Origin of the sequence: Blautia segnis (assembly GCF_014287535.1) — a bacterium.
Classification (GTDB): Bacteria; Bacillota; Clostridia; order Lachnospirales; family Lachnospiraceae; genus Blautia_A; species Blautia_A acetigignens.
This window is the reverse complement of record NZ_JACOOT010000038.1, coordinates 28,410-45,654: the sequence shown is the minus strand read 5'-3', so window position 1 is coordinate 45,654 and position 17,245 is coordinate 28,410. Positions and strand designations below refer to the sequence as shown.

The following is a 17,245-nucleotide window of genomic DNA, read 5'->3' as shown; positions in this document are numbered from 1 at the left end:
TTTATCTTGGAAGTACTCCATCACGCTTCCGGCAGGTTATCATAACAATAATGATAAAAATCACTGCTTTCAGGAAGTTGATCATATTCAGGTCAACGCCCATTGTGGTAAGGTCATTGCTGAGAAGCACGTAGGTAAAGGTTCCCACTAATGCACTGCTGACCTTTGACTTCATTCCGCCTGAAAGAGGCATTCCACCAAGGATCAGGCAGATCATAACGTCCATTGCAAAGCCCGTTCCAGTTCCTTTTCCAGCACTTCCTGTACGGGTAAGCATAATAAAAGCTCCAATTGCTACAGTCACGCCAAATGCCATATATGCAAATACCTTCCACTTTGTAGTATTTACGCCGGACTGTTCGGCCGCAATCTCGTTAGCGCCAATTGCTTTGGTATATTTTCCAAATTTCGTATATTTGAAGAAATATGTAACAAGCACTGCCACCACTGCAATTGCAATAATCAGCATAAGTGTGTACTGATTTCTGTCCATTGGCTTGATTTTTGCCTGAATGGAAATACTTGTATTTCCAGTTCCCTCCATGAGAAGCAACTGCGCTCCTGTGAAGAAGAACATCAGAAACAGGGAGGTTACGATTGACGGAAGCCCCAACCACACTGCAACAGCGCCGTTAAAAGCGCCACAGGCAAGGGCGATTGCCAGAACTACAATAAACGCAACCGCTACACCAGCAGTTGTTCCACCCATTTTGTTGGAGATCAGTATGTACAAAATCGCATATACACCAACCTGCTGACCAACGCTGACGTCCATAAATCCCATGGAGTAAACAAACACCGCTCCCAAGGAAATGATTGCATATGGCGCAACAGTCTGTAAAACTGTGGTCGCATTGTACATCAGCTTATCTCCGCTGAAAATCAGAAATAAAATTATCGTAATTACCAGTCCTGCATAAGCAGCCACATCATAAACATGTCCTTTCAGCCAGGAGGCTGTTTTATTTTTCTCTTTTTCCACTTCTTTGCCTCCTTATATCATGTACTCGATAATGTCGGTCTCCTTCAGTTCCGGAGCACGCATTACTTCGCCTGATTTTCTGAAATCTTTCATAATAATAATCTTATCTGCCATACCGATCAGTTCCGCCATTTCTTCACTGATCAGAATGATTGCCTTTCCTTCTTTCTTCATCTGGGCAATCAGTGCATACATAGACTGTTTCACGCCAATATCAACGCCTCGGGTAGGACAGTCCATAATCAGAACTTCCGAGCCTCTCGCTGTCCACTTTGCAAAAGAAACCTTCTGCTTGTTTCCACCGCTCAGAGTATTTACCCACTGTTTTCCAGTTCCGCATTTAATTCTGAAAGAATCAATTTCTTTATCTGCGCGATCTTTTTCAGAAGCCGGGTTTATGAAGGTTCCATGCTCCAGTGACGGAAGCAGCGGAAGTACGATGTTATCCTGAATAGAACCGTCCAGTATCAGTGCCTCTTTGTCACGGTTCTTGGAAATATATCCGATTCCGGATTCAATCGCCTGCAGACAGGTTTTAATCTCTTTTCCGTTTCTCACAACACTTCCAGATTCAAGCTTCTCTAATCCAAATGCGGCTCTTCCAACCTCATGCATTCCACATCCGGACAGACCGCCGAAACCAAGAATCTCGCCTTTATGTAAGGTAAGTGAAAAATCTTTAATCGGTCCAAAGGAGACATTTTTCAGTTCCAGCGCAATCTCATCGCTGTGGCTGGTATCGTAATCCTCGCGGTAATAAGCCTCTCCGATTTCTCTTCCAACCATCATGTAACGAATTCTCTGGACTGCATCCGGTGCATCCATTTCTTCCCGGTTCAGATGTCCGATAATATTTCCATCACGAAGAACCGTCAAGTCTGTACACTGTTCCAGGATCTCATCCATATCATGGGAAATAAAGATCACACATTTTCCCTTCTCCTTCAGCTCATGAATCAGCTTATACAGAATCTGACGACCTTCCAGGGAAAGAGCTGTTGTAGTCTCATCCACCACGAAAACTTCTGTTTCATCAGATACGCATCTCACAATCTCAATCAGTTTTCTGTCCTCGAATGTGAGCTTATTAATGCTGTCTTTTGCATGAATATTGGTGATTCCAAAGCTCAGAAGCATTTTCTCAGCCTCAGCATTTGCCTTTTTCATGCTGACGAATCCAAACTTTGAAAATTCATCAAATCTTCCAGCCAGCAAATTCTCTGCCACTGTACAATCTGGAATCGTGTTTGCTTCCTGAAGTACCATGCTGATTCCGGCTTTCTGAGCCTCCACCATATTTTCAGGTTTCCAGCTTTGCCCTTTGTATGTCATGGTTCCTCCGCTGGCAGCCTGCATTCCTGCAATAATTGAAGTAACCGTTGACTTTCCGCTTCCGTTTTCTCCGATCAGGCCGCGGATCTCTCCGCGGTAAAACCTCATGTCTACTCCTTTCAGAGCCTGAGTCGGTCCGAAAAACTTTGTCATATTTTTTACTTCAATGAGTAACTCTTTTTCCATAGTTTCCTCCGAATTGTTTCACTCCTGTGTCTCTTGCTTTTCATGATTATATTGTACCGTTTTCGGTCATGGTGCTTCAAGGCTACTTTTTTGCATTGAATCGTACACTTTTTAATAAAAATCATAAAATTTCTTCATAGAGCACCTCTTTCATCTTTTTTCACATAAAAAAATGTACATTTTTATATTTACATTTGGAAATACGTATATCATAATGAAGGTAACATAGTGCGGCACAGCCTACTCAGGCAATTGGTTAACATAATTTCATTTCGATTTTTAGGATAATCGCCGATGTTTGCAAAGAAATTCATAGAAAGGACATTCCCTATGTTAGACGAACGCCACGAAATAATTGAATTTGGCCCACACATTCCCCTGAAAATATTCATTCATAAGCTTGGCTCCGTTTCCAAGCACTGGCATTCCAGCCTGGAGCTGCTCATGGTACTGGAGGGAAACATTTCCATTACTGTAGATGGGGAAACCTGGCAGCTGAAAGACGAGGACGTAATTCTTATCAACTCCAACAGCATCCACGAAATTCATTCAGAAAACGGTGCTGTCATGATTGCAGTCCAGATTAAGCTTTCTTTGTTCAATCAGTTTCAAACTGATCTGACTTCTATTGTTTTTGACTGCAACAGTGCAACCACACCGGACTTCAAGAGGTATGCCAACATCCGCTTTGCTATTGCTTCTCTGATTCAGGCAAATTCCTATCATTCCGATGGAACGGACTACATGAACTATTCTCTCAGCTATTATCTGGTCTCCCAGTTACTGGAAAATTTTAAATCCAATGCTTCGGAGACTTTACAGAAACAGCAAAAATACATGGAGCGTCTTACCCGAATCATCAATTTCATAAATGAGCATTATGCGGAAAATTTTTCCCTCAGTGACCTTGCCGCCATGGAAAATCTGTCTGTACCTTACCTTTCTCAGTTTTTTGACAAATATATGGGAGTAAAATTTATCCAGTACTACACTGGCATTAAACTGGAACATGCAGTAAGTGATCTAATTTCCACTAAGGATTCTATTGAAACGATTGCTATGCGAAATGGTTTCACAGAATCCCACGCTTTTATCCGCGCGTTCAAAAAACAGTATCAGATGCTTCCAAGTGCTTTTCGCAAGCAACAGGCCCAGAATCCTACACTTACAGCCCACGCAAATGATATTAATTATCTGCTTCTTGAGCCAAGCAATTACCTGCAGGCACTCACCAAGTACCTTTCCACCAACGACCTTTCTGCTCACTCCATGCCGTCCGCGGTACACAAGGAACTGGTCGTATCAGACATTCCGGTAACCGAAACACTTACACCCCTTCGGCATACCTTCAAAACTTTCACAAGTGTAGGCCGCGCTGCCGAGCTTTTGGACCGGAATATTCAGGAAATGCTTATTGATCTGCAGAAAAATGTGGGATTCCGTTATATAAAATTTCATGGGATTCTTTCTGATGACATGATGGTGGTCAGCCGCATCGGGCAGGAGCTTCGTTTTACCTATACTTTGGTAGACCAAGTTCTGGATTTTCTTTTGTCTATTCAGTTGAAACCCCTGATCCAGCTTTCTTTTATGCCAAAAGAATTAGCGGAAAATCCAGATAAAACGGTATGCTATTGTCCTTTTATTACCAGTCCGCCTGCTGATATGAAAGAATGGAACTTTTTAATTGAGGACTTTACCAGGCACCTGATTGAACGCTACGGACTTGATGAGGTAAAGCAATGGCCTTTTACTGTATGGAACGAACCGGTTACTTCCAAAAAGATGTTTGGCTTCGGAGATGATGCACTGTTTTTCCGCTTTTATAAACATACTTATGACACTGTGAAATCAGTTTGCCAGGATATTCAATTTGGAAGTCCTTCCATGCTGTATATTGAAAACCTTGGAAACGCGGACTGGATTTATCGTTTTGTAGGGTGGTGCCAGGAAAACAATTGTCTTCCGGATTTTATGAATATTCACTATTATGCAGATATTATTCTGCCAACATCCGGGGATGATTTTTTTCTTAACAAAGCAACCGCATCCTGTTTTCCCAAAATAACCGACGATTTCAGTCTTTTCATAGGCGGTGTCAAAAAAATATTTAAGACTCTCGGACTTCAGGATAAGCCGGTATACATGACTGAATGGAATTTCACCATGTCACACCGCAACCTGATCAGCGATACCAGTTTCAAAACCTGTTATATTATGAAAAATCTTCTGAAAAACTATGACAGACTGGATTCCTTTTGTTACTGGAGCCTTACGGACCTGATCCGGGAAAATCCGCTTCCGCCTAATCAATTCCATGGCGGACTTGGAATCTATACAAGCAGCGGACTGCGCAAGGGTGTATTTTATGTTTTTTATTTTGCCAATATGCTTGGAGATGAATTGATTGCTTCCGGAGATGGGTATTTCATCACACGAAAAGGCGACAGCTACCAGATTATCACTTATCATTACATCCACTATGGTGATCTTTTTGCTGCCGGAGAATTGTTCGATATTACAGAAACCAACCGTTATACCGCTTTTGATACAACGAAAAGCTTCGATATTTCTTTGCAGTTAACGGAGGTTGCCAACGGAAATTACAATGTGAAAGAGTATTTTGTAAACCGCCATCATGGAAATGCTTACGATATCTGGCTGGAGATGGGCGCTATTCCGCTTTCGCCCAAAGATACGGATCTATTCCGCGGATTATGTGTCCCAGGATTCCACCAGAGCAGGCTCTACGCAGAAAAACACGCGCTTACATATACTGCAGAGCTGAAACCTTTTGAAATTCGATTTGCGGAAATAAGTCCTTTGTAAAAAGATTTCGTTTTATCAAAATATATTGCGCTATTTAGAAATGTTTTATATCGTTATAGCATCAATCTTTCTGTATGTCGAATGGTATTTCGATATACAGAAAGACTTTTGCATTGTTTTACGTTTTTCAGAATTAATTTTATATCATGTCGTTCGTTTTATCGAATCATCTTTCGTTTTATAGAATATGTTCGCTACATATTTTTCAGCAGAAAACTGGCCTGGAACCGGTTTCCGTCGGCCTCAAACTTACAGGTGCCGCCGTTTTTCCCGCACAGCTTTTTGATGGAAAGGATTCCGATTCCTTCCTCTCCTTTTTCCCGCTTTTTGGAATAAATCTTATCTTTCTCCTGGAGTAAAATTCCGTCAAAGGAATTGTCTACTGTAATCAGCAGCATGTCGTGCTTTTTCTCTGAAAAAACTTCGATATAGCGTTCCCCCTCATATGACCCGGCTGCGGTTACTGCGTTGTCCAGTGCATTTCCCAGAATGGTGCAAAAATCTGTGTCCGGGATTGAGAGGTCTTTCAGATGACAGCACACGGAAAAGTCAATGTTTTTCGCCTTGGCAAGACAGCCGTAATGGTAGAGGACACCGTCTGCCGCAGCATTTCCCGTGTATGGAATATCCACTTTTCCCATTTGTTCCAGTTCCAGATTGTCACAGTAATCCCGCAGGCCCTGAAGGTCGTCAGCGTCAAGAAGTCCCTTGATTGCCGCCACCTGGTGGCGGAAATTGTGGCGTGCTTCCCTTTCTGCAAGAACCTGCCCGGTAAGTGCCTGGTAGTAACCTTTCTGCTGGTCGATCTGTTGATTCATCTTTTCCTCATTGCGGAAGCGCTGGTGATCGCGGGCAATGGCGATGCAAAGCAGTATGGTCGCCGCACCAATCAGACACTTGCTCAGCATCTGTCCAAAGGTGCTGGTATAAACGTCTGCGCTATCCGAAAAAATGCTTGCGAAAAACAAGGCAATGGGAATAAACCAGATAGAATCCCAATAGTTCTTGCAGTCGATTTCCAGGAATGGGGTAACGGTATACCTCATCAAACGTCTAAGCAATGGATACAAAACGGCATAGATGATAATCGCAATCACACTGGTCTGGGCAATCCCTGCTGCATCTCCCTGCATTCCAAGATGGGAGCTGATATACGCTCCAACGGCCAGTGTAATCATAACAATATCCGCCACAATTCCAAAGACAAATAAATGCACTTTGGTGTATCCGCGGACGATCTGCACATTTACCACTGCCATAACAATGCAGAAGACAATCAGATTCACCTTATAAAAAGGCACATCAATTACCTGATTGATTCCCATCCACATGCAGATCCCGAAATCCACAGCCAGACCAGCCAGATAAATTGCAGTTAAACGGCACTTGTCTTTAGCCGAAATTTTTTCATAAAATGGGACTATTCGCAGGAGCAGACTGGGGACGTGGGCAAAGATGCAAAGCAAGCTTACGACACCAATCATGAGTGTATTTTCCATATCAATATTTCTCCCTTTTTCGATCCTGTGCTTGAAATCTTTCGCAGCTATTCAGCCGCACTATTGCGCAAATCATTTTTTTGTAAACATAGTTCACAGAACGCCCAAGATGTACAGCGCGGATTTTCAGGCAGACCTTAACTATTAATTTCTTGTCGGTTGGTTTTCCATCCGCTTCAGCTCTGGCAGAATCGTTGCCAGCATGGTAACAAAACACAGCCCTCCGCCAATCACATTTGACACTGGCTCCGCCAGAAATACTCCATGTGTTCCCATGTGAAACACATAGGGAAACAGATAAGTAAGCGGCACCACGATCACAACTTTCCTCAGCAGGGAAAAGAAAATTGCCTGTTTTTTCTTATTCAGGGACTTGAAAACAGTCTGTCCAATGTACTGCAGATCCATGAAAATAAAAGCGGCAAAATAAGTTTTCAGCGCCGGAACCGCATCCTTCACAAGGAGCTTATCCGAACTGAATACTGCAATCAGATAATCCGGTGCAAAAATAATCACGCTCCACATTACAGCCGTGTAAACCAGAATCATCATAGCCATTGTCACCATAGCTTTGCGCACAAGTGCAGGACGATGAGCTCCATAATTATAGCTTAGAATCGGGGAAGTGCCCTCATTGATAGCATAAATAGGCGTCTCCACCATCTGCCGCACACTTGACACAATGGTCATAACCGATATGTACACATCCCCGCCAGTCACGCCAAGCACATTGTTGCAGCAGATCGTTACCAGACTGTTGGTCAGCTGCATAATAAAGCCCGCCGTTCCAAGGCTTACAATATTTTTCGCGTATTCCACACAGCTGTGCAGTTCCTTTTTCTGTAAAAGCCGCGCCTTCATCTCCGCCTTTCGCTCCAGGAAAAGAAGCACATATGCTGCGGACAAAAACTGGGAAAGCACCGTTGCAATTGCCGCACCTTTGATTCCAAGTCCAAACACAAAAATAAACAGCGGATCCAGAATCAGATTGGCCACAGCTCCAATTGCAACAGACAGCATTCCCGTAGTGGCGTATCCCTGCGCATTGATAAACGGGTTCATTCCCGTGGCAATCATAGACGGCACCGTTCCGATCAGGTAAATCATCATATACGGGTACGCATGCACCAGCGCCTCCTCGGACGCCCCGAACATCACCAGCAACGGTCTTGCAAACAGAAGGCCAATCACCATCAGCACCACACCGCTTGCGCAGACCATAGTAAAGGAAGTGTTCATGACCATCTGCGCCTTTTGGTTCTCTTTCATTCCTCTGTTAATGGAAAATAAAGGCGCGCCGCCGCTTCCAAACAGATTGGCAAACGCCGTAATAATCATAATCAGCGGAAAGCAAAGTCCCACCGCTCCCAGCGCCGTCGTTCCCACTTCCGGAATCCTCGCAATATAAATACGATCCACAATGTTATACAAAAGGCTCAAAATCTGTGCCACCAGCATAGGAATCGCCGCACTGAAAATATTTCTGGTCACAGTACCGTTTTCAAAATCAATACGTTTCATATTACATCACAGCTTTCTATTATTACTTTTTATATAAGATAATTTTGCACATTGCAGTTAGAATTGTCAAGTAAGGATGTTCACGTTCTAGAGCCTGTTTGAAAAATCATTCCTGCAATCTGCACGCCCTAGCATTTCAAAGCTTCTCCAATATTACCGTCCGGTCATTTTTCTTTAGTCCGGATTTTACTACTTCAAGTCCATATATAGATTTTCTAATCTGATATTTTCGCGTATTATTAAATCAAAGATAAGAATTCATAAATGAAAGGAGTCCTGATTATGCTACAGTATAACATTCATTTAAGAACCGTAAATGACTTTAGAAACTATGCAAATATGATCGTCCGTTTCAATATTGCCGGATTTGTAAGAGTAAGAAAGGAAGAAATCAACATGTACGATATCCTGGAAATCATGTCCCAGGGGCCAGTGGATTCCATGATTCTGAACCTGACAAAATATACTCCGGCTCAGATTCCGGAACTTGAGCATTATATGGAGAAAGCCAATTTTTTTAATGACTTAAATACAGAGGATGTCAGTAACATTGCCTGATTCTCCACCACTTAGACCAAATTTTACAATCCGCTCCGGTACTGCACAGGCGTAACTCCGGTATGCTGACGAAATACCTTTCCGAAATAACTCAGTGAGCTGAATCCGCACATTTCACTGATTTCCGTAATTGTACGGGTGGTTGAGGTCAGCATCTCCTTAATCCGCGCAGAATCTTCTCTGTGGGAAGAAGGTTCGATCTGCACCGCAGTTATTTTATCAAGCAGCCTGCACCAGAATTCTTCCAGCTGGGTGCGCACCCGAATTTCATAGTACTGCGGTTCCTGAGATGACAGACGGATCATTTCTTCAATATACACAAATGCCGGATCTGATGCTGGAATTTCCACTCCGGAAATCTCTGAATTCAGCACCGGGGCAACATACTTCCGGAAAATTTCTCCATTGTACTGCCCGGCAAGCAGCACAGGCTCGAAAAGAAGCGCATAAATCCTGCACTTCACAGGATTTTCCAGCTGATAGGCATGAAATTTCCATTTTTATTACATCCACATAAAACAACATTACCCTCCACCACAAACGATAGAGGGTATGTCATATTTTTACATTCTGTTAGATTCACTGGCTTTTTTCCCGAAGGCCCAGTCTCAAATTTACTCTTCCTCGAACTCCAGATCCTTACGGCTCATTTCCTCGATCAGCTCTCTCTTCACCTCAAAAAGCTTCGCGGAAAGATCCACATAAACCTTCTGCGGATTGGAGAATCGTCTGGACTCATCCCAGAGTGTACTCTGCTCCTTCTGGCAAATAGCGCGCAGTTCCATGACAGACGGGGAAGTGTAGACGCGTTTGCCCTCTTTGATAACTGGTACCAGAAGCTCACGAACTTCATAAGTTCCGCCAAGAATTTTGGTCTTCTTCCAGGTGTCAACCGGGTCAAATACAACCATCGTCTCATCCGGATTGATCTTTTCATCTGCAAGACAAATCAGATCGGCCTTAATCTTGCCTGTGGATTTGCTGTAAATACGGTATACGGTCTTATTGCCAGGATTGGTTACTTTCGCAGTGTTCTCGGAAAGCTTAATCTTCGGCACAAATTCACCTGTCGTCGGGTCTTTCACTGCTGCCAGCTTATAAACACCACCAAATGCCGGGTTGTCATTGGAGGTGATCAGACGTGTTCCAACGCCCCAGGAATTAATCTTGGCATCCTGTGCTTTCAGGCTCTCAATCAGGTACTCGTCCAGATCACTGGACGCGGAAATGGTGGCATCATCAAATCCGGCTGCAGACAGCATCTTATAAGCTTCCTTGGAAAGATAAGCAAGGTCACCGCTGTCGATACGGATTCCATATTTTTTCAGCTGAATGCCTTCCTCCCGCATTTCCTCAAATACACGGATTGCGTTTGGAACGCCGGATTTCAGCACGTCATAGGTGTCTACCAGAAGGATGCAGGCATCCGGATACATTCTTGCATAAGTCTTAAATGCGGTGTACTCATCCGGGAAGCTCATAATCCAGGAATGTGCATGGGTTCCCAGTACCGGCACGTCAAACATCTGTCCGGTCAGCACGCAGGAGGTTCCGATACATCCGCCGATCACCGCTGCTCTTGCACCGAAAATACCAGCGTCCGGTCCCTGGGCACGGCGAAGTCCAAATTCCATAATTCCGTCTCCCTTAGCAGCATAGCAAACACGGGCTGCTTTGGTAGCAATCAGGCTCTGATGGTTCATGATATTCAAAATAGCAGTCTCTACAAGCTGTGCCTCCATAATAGGCGCAACCACCTTCACCATAGGCTCTCTCGGGAAAATAACGGTACCTTCCGGGATTGCATAAATATCACCTGTAAAATGGAAAGCGCGAAGATATTCCAGAAAATCTTCTTCAAATATGGAAAGACTGCGCAGATATTCGATATCCTCATCTGTAAATCTCAGATTCTCAATATACTCAATCACCTGCTCCAGTCCGGCACAAATGGCAAAACCGCCTCCGCATGGATTATCACGGTAAAACATGTCGAAAACGACAGTCTGGTCAGTTGGGTTTTTAAAATACCCCTGCATCATGGTAAGCTCATAAAGATCCGTGAGCAGAGTCAGGTTATTTGCTCTCATGTTCATTCTCCTCATCAATAGGACCTGTCAGGCAGGTAATTATTTTGCTTGATTATATCATATTTCCCCTGAAATTCACAGGGCAAAGCAGTATTTTTTCCCGTAAAATCAAGGCTTCCAGTGAATTGAATAAATTTTTTTAAAAATTTTGAAAAAAGGGGTTGACTTTTATATATACGTTGATATATAATACAACATGTCGCAAGCGAGAAAACAACTTGCTAAAGCGCATAGGGCTATCGCCAAATGGTAAGGCAACGGACTCTGACTCCGTCATTTCAAGGTTCGAATCCTTGTAGCCCTGCTAAGTGGAGCACCTCAGATGAGGTGCTTTTTTCATGTCATGAAAGTCCCGGAAGCCGCATATTTACTGGCTTTGCGGGACTTTTAAAATATTTCTAAGAATCTTTTCTCAGGACTCTGGCAGACAATTTTCCCCTTATTTTCCTTACTGATTTTTACTGCATTTTTGGTGGTTTTCAGATGCGATAGGTCAATCTTAGGTCAATTTAAAATGACGATTCCTCCGAATTCCGATTGTCTATTTCTTCTTTTTTATCATCTTCTTTTTCATCGCATTATATTCAACCTGAACCCATGCGATCTCAGCAAATAATACGATCATAAGAATACCCACCTGCAGCACAACGCCATCCAACTTTTCAATAAAATATGCAAAAACTGATAGCGTAATAAAAAGTGCACAACCCATTCCTCCAAACACTCCATATCAAGGTTTTGAAGAGCCTTTCTGTAACAGTCAAAGGATTCCGGATGCTTTTCTTCCATCCACTTTAATGTCTTTTTCGGGCCAAAATAGGGATGATGCATGATATCGAAAAAAATCTCCAGGCTATCGATCAGCACCCAATGCCAGCGAAACAGTCCTTCACAATCCCCTCGTTTTGCACGCTCAAACATTGATTCCATTTCCGGCACCATAAAAGTCCCGGAAGGGGCATACCTGCTTTCCGAGACTTTTAAAATTTTTTGTTTACTCCTCCGCCATTGCGTACTGCACAATCATGGGATCATCATATTCCGCCCACATGGATTTGTTCTCGTCCAACATTTTGAGTTGCTCCATTTCGTTGTCGGTCAATTTAAAATCAAAAATATCCATATTTTGCTTCATGCGTTCCTTATGCACACTCTTAGGAATTACAACAATTCCACGCTGAATGTGCTGCCGAAGAGCAACCTGTGCTGGTGTTTTCCCATGTGCATCTGCAATTTGCTTTACAACGGGATTTTCGAGGACTTCTTTCAAACGGTGCTGGGCAAGCGGTCCCCACGCCTCGTGCTGGATGTTGTACTTCACCATCCACTCGTGCAGATTATACTGCTGCCAAAATAAATGCGTTTCCACTTGATTAACCGCAGGCGCAATCCGATTAAAAGTTGCAATATCTGCCATACGTTCTGCACTAAAATTAGAAACACCGATAGTCCTGATCTTGCCCTCATCATACAAACTTTCCAGTGCATGATATGCTCCATAATAATCCGACAGGCATTGATGAATCAACACAAGATCAAGATAATCCGTTTTCAGCTTTCTCAAAGATTCTTCTACAGACGATACCCACACTCTATTGCATCATAGACACACTGCGCCGTATGCTCTGCCGGAATTTCAAATACTCCGAATCCAATTATGGGCATTTCCACACCATTATTTAATTTTACATATTCCATATTTTTTATTCTTTCGTCAATATTATTTACAAAAAGGCTTTTTTACAAGGGCAAAACAGCTTTACCAGTTCTTTTTTTCTTTACTGCTGTCATGCTGTGATTTGCGTTTCTCAACCATTTTTACAAACCATTCCACCATTGCCGCCGGGTCCTGATGTGAGAAAAATGCACTCGTAGACGTATCCAATTGTGAAATCTGGCTCATATCATTCTCATCAAGCCTAAAGTCAAATACATTAAGGTTCTCAATCATACGTTCTTTATGTACTGACTTTGGAATTACGATCACCCCTCTTTGAATATGCCAGCGGAGCATTACCTGAGCTGTTGATTTTCCATATTTCTGTCCGATTGCTTTCAGGACTTCGTTCTCAAAAAGTCCGTTTCTTCCTTCGCCAAATGGTGCCCACGCTTCCAGTCGGATATCATATTTGTCAGCCCATTCTTTTAATGTTTTCTGCTGGTTGAGAGGGTGCGTTTCCATCTGATTCACCATTGGCTTAATACTTGTAAAGTTTGCAAATTCTACCATGCGGTCTGCATAATGATTGGAAATGCCGATTGCCCTAAGTTTCCCTTCCCTGTACAGCTCTTCCAAAGCACGCCATGCACCGTAAGTATCACCAAAAGGCTGATGCAGCAACATCAGATCCAGATAATCGGTACGCAGTTTTTCCATATCTTCCACATCAAATTCTAATGTTAAAGTCTGGATATCACCCATTTCCTATTCAAATGTAGTATAACTTAATCCATAACCAAACGGATAAAGAACCGTGTCATCGTAATCAATCAGGTTCTCCTGATCTGCTGTTTCATAAAAACGATAGCCTACATAGATACTCTCAGAATAATTAACGAAAGATACAATTCCATCAGCTCTTTCCCAGGCCTCTTTTGCTGCATCTGATACATCCTGAGTGTTTGTGTATGCAAAATGTCCGATGTTATTAAAATATGGTGCCTGATGAAGATCCCTCAACCAGGTATCTGTAGTTTTTCCGGAAGAATTTACATTACCGGCAATAATATTTCCAAGAGCATTAAATCCCGTTGCGCCTGCTCTGGCACAAAGAAGAACACTCTTTATCTGCTTATAGTCTTCTGTCCATCCTAATTCAAGCGGATTTGCGCCATTGTAGATAATAATAATATCATCAAATTCGCTGCATACCATATCTACAAGATCTTTTTCTGTCTGGCTGAGTTCCAGATAAGACTGTCCAGCCTGAAAGTCATCATACTCTGAAGAATTATTGGTATAAGAACCTTTCATATATTTTGTACCAATATCCATTGTTGAACCATCCATGATCGGTCCCATATCTGTTGGAAGGTCGGCACCTTCACCACCGGTACGTGATATTACAATTGCTGCTTTGTCTGAAAACTCTTTTGCATTTTCCATAATCTCATCAGAGTAATCTGCTGCCGGAACTTCCGGAAGAGTCCAGTCCTGACCGTCATTAATACTAATGATTGGACGATCTGCCCTGTACTTTACATACATATCTGATAATTCTTCATTTGTTTCAAATCCAGCATTGTTCAGTCCCTGAAGAATTCCTACCGCTGTTGCTGTATCTACAGTTCCGGATCCTGTTCCGCCAAAAATCGGTCTTCTGTTTGAAGTACCAGTTCTTTTTCTACCTTCAATTTTGCAAAACGAATAGCCTTTTCAAGTTTATTCAAAAACACAATGTCCAAATCACCTTTATAATCCTCAACAAAGTTTAATCCATTATGAAACTCCTGTATACTGAATTTGGTATTGTGTTCTTCTTCATACTGCAGCAAAAAAGTGCGCATTTTCATTAAATGCTCGCATTCATCATCCACTAAACCAATATAAATCATCTTCTCAGCCTTCCCTTTACTACTTTCCCGGTTCTCTTTTCCATCACCCACGCAAACGCCTTCGCTGTCCTCACATCTGGTTCCTGAAAATGATTTCCCTGGTTCCATTCCAGGGTACAATTTATACCCTGCTCCGACATCCAGGAGCAGGCATCTCTGATACATGCCCCCACCTGCGCCATAACTGGATTTCTGGTCTTTTCCTCTCTATCGCCAAGGCTTAAATAAACAGTTCCGGTTTTCATCCTGTGCTCTCTCATATAAGCTGAAAAGCCCGGGAACCACACAGACGGAGAAGCTGCCGCAACACCGGAAAATCGATCCGTCTGGTACGCTGCCCACAGCGCAAACAGGCCAGCCAGAGAATATCCCCCAATATAATACGTCTTGCCCGGATCTGTACACAGTGCGAGAATCTTTTCCAAGGTTTCGGCCGCACCGCCGCCAAAATCTTCATTTTTAAACACTGCCGGGGCTTTCCACGGCGAAAGTTCATCATTCCAGTTCTCTACTTTTGCCGCAATAAACCGGAAATCCAGTTCTCCTGATGAAGCCCGTTTCCGGATTTCCTTGACCTCATTCTCAAGCACCGCCAGTTCATGCTCTCCCGTAAGCTGGATCAAAACAACATCCGCCTCCGGGTTTCCATATTCATACGTTGTTATCATACGCTGCTGTCCATTCTCCATATCACACCACGCCCGTCAGATTTGTCAAAAAAAAACATGCATATATTTTTTACCAGTATACCATATTTTTTGCCATCGAAAAGCAAATTTCTTTCTTGACTCCAATTTCATTTTCCATTAAAATAAAGAAGATAAATCAAATAAAAAAGACGCGAATAAGACAATAAATGTCGCCTATCCACTGTCGGACGGATGGGTACATTTGTTGTCTTTTTTTGTTGTCGGAGAGGAGAAAGTTTATGAAAAAAATGAATGGAGGAAAGCACGATGCCTAAGACAAAAGGAGAGTCAATATTTTTTACAGCTATTACAGCATGGATGATGGTCTATGTCATGACCTTGTATAACACAGTAATTGCCATGGGAAGCTTCACAAATGCCGCCTTTCTCATCGCACTGAAAGGAATGTGGATCGAGTACATCATCATCGCACTGCTAGCCTATTTCGTATCCGGCCATCTTGCAAAAATGTGCGCTTTCAGAGTAGTTCAGCCTGGTGACAGACCTATTTTTATTATTTTCTCGATCCAGATCTTCACCGTCATCTGGCAGGTTCTGTTTGCAAGCGTGCTTGGTGTATACCATGGTTATGGCTTCACCAGCAATTTCCTGCCTGACTATCTTACAACCTATTGCAGCAACTTCGTTATGGCACTGCCGCTGCAGCTTATTATCGTAGGACCGCTTGCAAGACTGATTTTCAGAACCATATTTAGACGCGCCAAAAATTAAGTTTATTGTAAGGCAGTTTCAGGTGGATTTTAATTCGAAAGAAGAACGCCAGCCCGATTTTCATTCAGGCTGACGTTCCAGTCATTATTTGATCACCTTATAAATCATATCCATCAGGATCAGATCGTACTGTCCCGGGGCTGCCTTTTCCTTCCTCACTTTTCACAGTGATGGTACCGCCCATCATATCCACAATGTTCTTGGTAATTGCCATACCGAGCCCAGTTCCCTGGATTCCGCTGACGGTAGAAGTCTCTTCTCTTGAAAAGGATTCAAAAATATGTTCCTGAAACTCAGGCTTCATGCCGATTCCGGTATCACGAATAATGAACTGGTAGCTTCCATATCCGGTAGGCGCAGATTTCAGCTGTTTTACCCGGATGCCGATGATGCCTCCAATTTTGTTGAATTTAATACCATTGCTCAGAATATTCAGCAGCACCTGTGTCAGTCTCAGTTTATCCGCAATAATGTCTTCATCTCTTACATCCACGGTATCAATAAGAAAATCCAGCTGTCTGGAAGCAATATTGGGCTGCACAATAGTTCGGATGTCATGCGACATATTGTTCAGGAAAGTCTAAATATATCGTCAACAAAAAGCCGCTGAATTTCAGTCCAATTTTTATTCATCGGGCCATAATTTTCCCTCTTTATAATGCTTTCTGCAAAGAGCTACGTAGCTCTCATTGGAGCCAAGGAAAATTTGGGCGCCTTCCCGTACAATTTTTCCGTTTGCGTATCTAGTGTTGCACTGAGCGCGCTTGCCGCACCAACAGACAGTGGGGACTTCCTCGATCACATCTGCGATTTCCATCAGCCGCCTGGAGCCTGGGAAAAGATGGTTCAGGAAATCGGTCCGCAGGCCGTAGCAGATTACCGGAATGTTGTAGAAGTCTACAAGGTCAGACAGGATATCCACTTCCTCCGGGGAAAGGAACTGTGCCTCGTCTACCAGAACTGCGTCTACTTTTTTCCCATGATACAAATATTCTGTGCTGTTTGCATTCCAGATTTGGGAAATCTCTTTTAAAAATTCATCTACATAATCCGCAGGCGCAGATAATCCCATACGGGACTGGATCTCGCGCTCTCCGTCACGATTGTCCGTCCGCGGCTTCAGCAGTACCGCATATTGTCCACGCTCCTCATAATTATAGCGAACCATCAAAATATTAGCAGATTTCGAACTGCCCATTGCTCCATAACGGAAATATAATTTTGCCATTTTTATAACCTCGTCGTGTTTTCTCTTTCATGATTATACATGAT

The 17,245-nt window shown here is 43.0% G+C and carries 18 protein-coding genes, 1 tRNA gene and 1 pseudogene; 4 read left to right on the top strand and 16 right to left on the bottom strand.

Annotated features, from left to right (window positions below; all coding sequences use genetic code 11):
* Window position 1 precedes the first annotated feature (1 nt).
* Both H8S54_RS16060 and H8S54_RS16055 read right to left on the bottom strand, forming a co-directional pair.
* Window positions 2-982 carry an ABC transporter permease gene (locus H8S54_RS16060; protein WP_117852743.1) on the bottom strand — a complete coding sequence of 327 codons (981 nt, stop codon included), beginning with the start codon at window positions 980-982 and terminating at the stop codon, window positions 2-4.
* Between the two features lie 12 nt (window positions 983-994).
* Window positions 995-2,500, bottom strand: coding sequence for a sugar ABC transporter ATP-binding protein (locus tag H8S54_RS16055; protein WP_117852741.1), 1,506 nt, complete (start codon window positions 2,498-2,500; stop codon window positions 995-997).
* Window positions 2,501-2,830: 330 nt separating this feature from the next.
* On the opposite strand from H8S54_RS16055, the gene H8S54_RS16050 reads away from it, so the two are divergent.
* Window positions 2,831-5,329, top strand: a complete 2,499-nt coding sequence (locus tag H8S54_RS16050; RefSeq protein ID WP_186901812.1) for a GH39 family glycosyl hydrolase — start codon at window positions 2,831-2,833, stop codon at window positions 5,327-5,329.
* 194 nt (window positions 5,330-5,523) lie between these two features.
* Here the strand turns inward: H8S54_RS16050 and H8S54_RS16045 are convergent, their stop codons facing one another.
* The 3 genes and pseudogenes from H8S54_RS16045 to H8S54_RS19500 form a co-directional block, all read right to left on the bottom strand.
* Complete coding sequence (locus H8S54_RS16045; RefSeq protein WP_117852736.1) at window positions 5,524-6,828, bottom strand: sensor histidine kinase; 1,305 nt, start codon at window positions 6,826-6,828, stop codon at window positions 5,524-5,526.
* Window positions 6,829-6,972: 144 nt separating this feature from the next.
* Window positions 6,973-8,349, bottom strand: a complete 1,377-nt coding sequence (locus H8S54_RS16040) for an MATE family efflux transporter (protein ID WP_117852734.1) — start codon at window positions 8,347-8,349, stop codon at window positions 6,973-6,975.
* An 80-nt stretch (window positions 8,350-8,429) separates the two neighbouring features.
* Window positions 8,430-8,477 (bottom strand): annotated as a pseudogene (locus H8S54_RS19500) (DUF6783 domain-containing protein); the annotation flags it as partial.
* A 154-nt stretch (window positions 8,478-8,631) separates the two neighbouring features.
* Between H8S54_RS19500 and H8S54_RS16035 the strand changes: the two are divergent.
* The gene (locus H8S54_RS16035; protein WP_186901811.1) at window positions 8,632-8,907 is read left to right on the top strand and encodes a hypothetical protein; all 276 of its coding nucleotides are present in this window, start codon (window positions 8,632-8,634) and stop codon (window positions 8,905-8,907) included.
* 23 nt (window positions 8,908-8,930) lie between these two features.
* On the opposite strand, the gene H8S54_RS18685 is transcribed toward H8S54_RS16035, so the two are convergent.
* Both H8S54_RS18685 and H8S54_RS16025 read right to left on the bottom strand, forming a co-directional pair.
* Entirely contained in the window at window positions 8,931-9,371 is a 441-nt protein-coding gene (locus tag H8S54_RS18685; RefSeq protein ID WP_186901810.1) for an AraC family transcriptional regulator, read from the bottom strand.
* A 150-nt stretch (window positions 9,372-9,521) separates the two neighbouring features.
* A complete protein-coding gene (locus H8S54_RS16025; protein ID WP_021926079.1) occupies window positions 9,522-10,997 on the bottom strand; it encodes a nicotinate phosphoribosyltransferase in 1,476 nt (491 codons plus the stop codon).
* Window positions 10,998-11,229: 232 nt separating this feature from the next.
* Between H8S54_RS16025 and H8S54_RS16020 the strand changes: the two genes are divergently transcribed.
* A tRNA-Gln gene (locus H8S54_RS16020) sits at window positions 11,230-11,301 on the top strand.
* Between the two features lie 317 nt (window positions 11,302-11,618).
* Here the strand turns inward: H8S54_RS16020 and H8S54_RS16015 are convergent.
* The 7 genes from H8S54_RS16015 to H8S54_RS15990 all read right to left on the bottom strand — a co-directional run bounded on the left by H8S54_RS16015 (window position 11,619) and on the right by H8S54_RS15990 (window position 15,241).
* Window positions 11,619-11,918 (bottom strand): hypothetical protein, encoded by a 300-nt coding sequence (locus H8S54_RS16015; RefSeq protein ID WP_186901809.1) that lies wholly within the window; start codon window positions 11,916-11,918, stop codon window positions 11,619-11,621.
* 73 nt (window positions 11,919-11,991) lie between these two features.
* Window positions 11,992-12,561 carry an aldo/keto reductase gene (locus H8S54_RS16010; RefSeq protein WP_317259462.1) on the bottom strand — a complete coding sequence of 190 codons (570 nt, stop codon included), beginning with the start codon at window positions 12,559-12,561 and terminating at the stop codon, window positions 11,992-11,994.
* An 8-nt stretch (window positions 12,562-12,569) separates the two neighbouring features.
* A complete protein-coding gene (locus H8S54_RS18680; RefSeq protein WP_317259463.1) occupies window positions 12,570-12,695 on the bottom strand; it encodes a hypothetical protein in 126 nt (41 codons plus the stop codon).
* Window positions 12,696-12,756: 61 nt separating this feature from the next.
* Window positions 12,757-13,374 (bottom strand): aldo/keto reductase, encoded by a 618-nt coding sequence (locus tag H8S54_RS16005; protein ID WP_243176854.1) that lies wholly within the window; start codon window positions 13,372-13,374, stop codon window positions 12,757-12,759.
* A 48-nt stretch (window positions 13,375-13,422) separates the two neighbouring features.
* Complete coding sequence (locus H8S54_RS16000; RefSeq protein ID WP_330600209.1) at window positions 13,423-14,310, bottom strand: glycoside hydrolase family 3 C-terminal domain-containing protein; 888 nt, start codon at window positions 14,308-14,310, stop codon at window positions 13,423-13,425.
* Window positions 14,280-14,552 (bottom strand): hypothetical protein, encoded by a 273-nt coding sequence (locus H8S54_RS15995; RefSeq protein ID WP_021926075.1) that lies wholly within the window; start codon window positions 14,550-14,552, stop codon window positions 14,280-14,282. Before H8S54_RS15995 ends, H8S54_RS16000 begins: the two co-directional genes overlap by 31 nt.
* Window positions 14,549-15,241, bottom strand: a complete 693-nt coding sequence (locus tag H8S54_RS15990; RefSeq protein WP_021926074.1) for a hypothetical protein — start codon at window positions 15,239-15,241, stop codon at window positions 14,549-14,551. Before H8S54_RS15990 ends, H8S54_RS15995 begins: the two co-directional genes overlap by 4 nt.
* Window positions 15,242-15,508: 267 nt before the next feature.
* On the opposite strand from H8S54_RS15990, the gene H8S54_RS15985 reads away from it, so the two are divergent.
* Window positions 15,509-15,973, top strand: a complete 465-nt coding sequence (locus H8S54_RS15985; protein ID WP_173766195.1) for a DUF2798 domain-containing protein — start codon at window positions 15,509-15,511, stop codon at window positions 15,971-15,973.
* Window positions 15,974-16,070: 97 nt separating this feature from the next.
* Here H8S54_RS15985 and H8S54_RS15980 read toward each other — a convergent pair whose 3' ends face one another.
* Together H8S54_RS15980 and H8S54_RS15975 are read right to left on the bottom strand one after the other, a co-directional pair.
* Window positions 16,071-16,514, bottom strand: coding sequence for a sensor histidine kinase (locus H8S54_RS15980; RefSeq protein ID WP_317259464.1), 444 nt, complete (start codon window positions 16,512-16,514; stop codon window positions 16,071-16,073).
* A gap of 84 nt (window positions 16,515-16,598) precedes the next feature.
* On the bottom strand, window positions 16,599-17,201 hold the full coding sequence (locus tag H8S54_RS15975; protein WP_021926071.1) for a thymidine kinase: 603 nt from the start codon (window positions 17,199-17,201) through the stop codon (window positions 16,599-16,601).
* Window positions 17,202-17,245: the final 44 nt, after the last annotated feature.